Source organism: Deltaproteobacteria bacterium, assembly GCA_011773515.1.
In the GTDB taxonomy this organism is placed as follows: Bacteria; Desulfobacterota; Deferrimicrobia; order J040; family J040; genus WVXK01.
This window is the reverse complement of the sequence record WVXK01000114.1, coordinates 125,741-128,167: the sequence shown is the minus strand read 5'-3', so window position 1 is coordinate 128,167 and position 2,427 is coordinate 125,741. Positions and strand designations below refer to the sequence as shown.

At 61.4% G+C, this 2,427-nt stretch carries 2 pseudogenes (both only partly in view); both read left to right on the top strand.

Annotated features, from left to right (window positions below):
* Positions 1–1,727 (top strand): annotated as a pseudogene (locus GTN70_12695) (hydantoinase/oxoprolinase family protein); it begins 208 nt to the left of the window's first position.
* 2 nt (positions 1,728–1,729) lie between these two features.
* A pseudogene (locus tag GTN70_12690) lies at positions 1,730–2,427 on the top strand (hydantoinase B/oxoprolinase family protein) (it continues 837 nt past the right edge of the window).

The following is a 2,427-nucleotide window of genomic DNA, read 5'->3' as shown; positions in this document are numbered from 1 at the left end:
TCATCGAAATAGGCAGGCAGTCCAGGGAGAAACTCTACGAACTGAAGTACGTGAAGCCATCCCCCCTCGTGGCTGAATCCCTCAGGTTCGGCATCAAGGGGAGGCTCTTCTATACCGGTACCGTCCGTGAGGATATCGACCCGGGCGAGATTAAGGAACTCATCGACGTGGTAGCGGGAAGGGGCGCCGAGTCCGTTGCGGTGTCGCTTCTCTTCTCCTACGCCAACCCCTCCCACGAAAAAGAGGTAGAGAAACTCTTACGCGCCCGCGGGCTCTCCGTGTCGGCATCGCACAAAATCCTCCCGGAATTCCGCGAGTACGAGCGGACGTCCACGACGGTACTCAATGCATACGTTTCACCGATCATGAAAAAATACCTCACCCACCTTGCCGAAGAACTCGGTGAAGGCGACCAGCTGCGCGTCATGCAGTCCAACGGCGGGTCGATTTCCAGCGCCACGGCGATGGCCGAGTCGATACGCACCATACTTTCCGGGCCCGCCGGGGGGGTTGTGGGCGCTTTCGAGATCGGAAAGAGAGCCGGCTTTGACAAAATCATATCTTTCGACATGGGCGGAACGTCCACGGACGTATCCCTGATCGACGGTGCCGTGTCCCTCACCACCGAATCAAAGATCTCGGGGTGGCCGATAAAGGTCCCCATGATAGACATTCACACGGTGGGCGCGGGAGGCGGCTCCATCGCACGCGTCGACTCCGGTGGCTCTCTCCGGGTGGGGCCGGAAAGCGCCGGGGCAAACCCCGGCCCCATATGCTACGGCAGGGGGAACAGGATAACCGTCACCGACGCGAACCTCTACCTGGGAAGGCTCGTGCCGGAGCACTTCCTCGGCGGGGGCATGCGGCTCGAGACAGACAGGCTCGAGGGGCATTTCGGTTCCCTCTCGAGGGAGGCCGGGCTTACCCCCGTCGAGCTTGCCGAAGGAATTTGCGATGTTGCGAACGCGACGATGGAGAAGGCGATACGGGTCATATCGGTGGAGAGGGGGTTCAATCCCCAGGAGTTCACCCTCCTTTCCTTCGGCGGGGCGGGAGGTCTTCACGCCGTTTCCCTGGCTGACCTCCTGTCCATACCCAGGGTCCTCGTCCCGGAGAACCCCGGGCTCCTTTCCGCACAGGGGATGCTCCTGGCAGATATTCTCAAGGACTACTCCCTCACCGTGATGCTCGATGAGGAAAAGGGTTCCTACGAGCGGATTTCCCGTCTCTTTCTCCCCCTCGCCGAGAGGGGAGAGAGGGAGCTTTGCGAGGAGGGGCTCGACAGGGACAAGATCGTACTCGAAAAATATCTGGACATGCGCTACCGGGGACAGTCCCACGAGATCGTCGTCCCCTTTACCGAGAACTACGTCGGCAGCTTCCACGGGTACCACGAACGTCTCTTCGGGTATCAGAACCCGGGCAGGGAAGTGGAGGTGGTCAATATCAGGCTGCGGGCCAGGGGGCTTCCCGAGAAGCAGATCGTCGACCCGCTTCCGGGCGCAGGGCCGGAACTTTCCGCCGGCGCTGTCCTCGGGCAGCGCCAGGTCATCTTCCGCTCCAAAGCGACACCCGCCCTGGTCGTTGACAGGGGGAAGATCCTTCCCGAAAACCGGGTGCGGGGACCGGCCGTCGTGGTCGAGTACAGCGCTACCACCGTCATCCCTCCCGGGTGGGTTGGCGTAGCGGACGGGTACCGGAACCTGATCATCGAACGGGAGGCGTGACCGTGGAACTGAGCCCCATTCTGCTCGAGGTCTTCAAGAACAGGTTTTCCTCTATCGCCGAGGAGATGGGCTCTGCCCTCAACAGGACTTCCTTCTCACCCAATATCAAAGAGCGCAGGGACTACTCGTGCGCCATCTTTGACAGCGGGGGGAACATGGTGGCCCAGGCGGCTCACATACCGGTCCACCTTGGCTCGATGCCCCTTTCGGTGCAGTCGGCGATTTCGGAGGTGCCCCTCGGCGAGGGGGACATGGCGATCCTGAACGACCCCTTCAGGGGAGGGACCCATCTTCCCGACATCACCCTCGTCGCACCCGTGTACCTGGGGGGGGAAACCCCCCTGTTCTACGTCGCCAACAGGGCCCACCACGCGGATATCGGGGGCATATCCCCGGGCTCGATGCCCCTTTCCACGTCGCTCTTCCAGGAGGGAGTGGTGATACCCCCGTTGAGGTTCGTGAAAGGGGGCAGGATAGACGAGGAACTCATGGGGCTCATACTCAACAACGTGAGGACCCCCCTCGAGAGGGAGGGCGATTTTACCGCCCAGATAATGGCGAACATAACGGGAATGAAGAGGCTCGTCGAGCTCTCGTCAAAGTATGGCAGGGAGGTGCTCCTCTTCTATGCCGCCGAGCTGCAGAACTACACGGAGCGGGTGACGAGGGAGACTATCCGGGTCATACCCGACGGCACGTA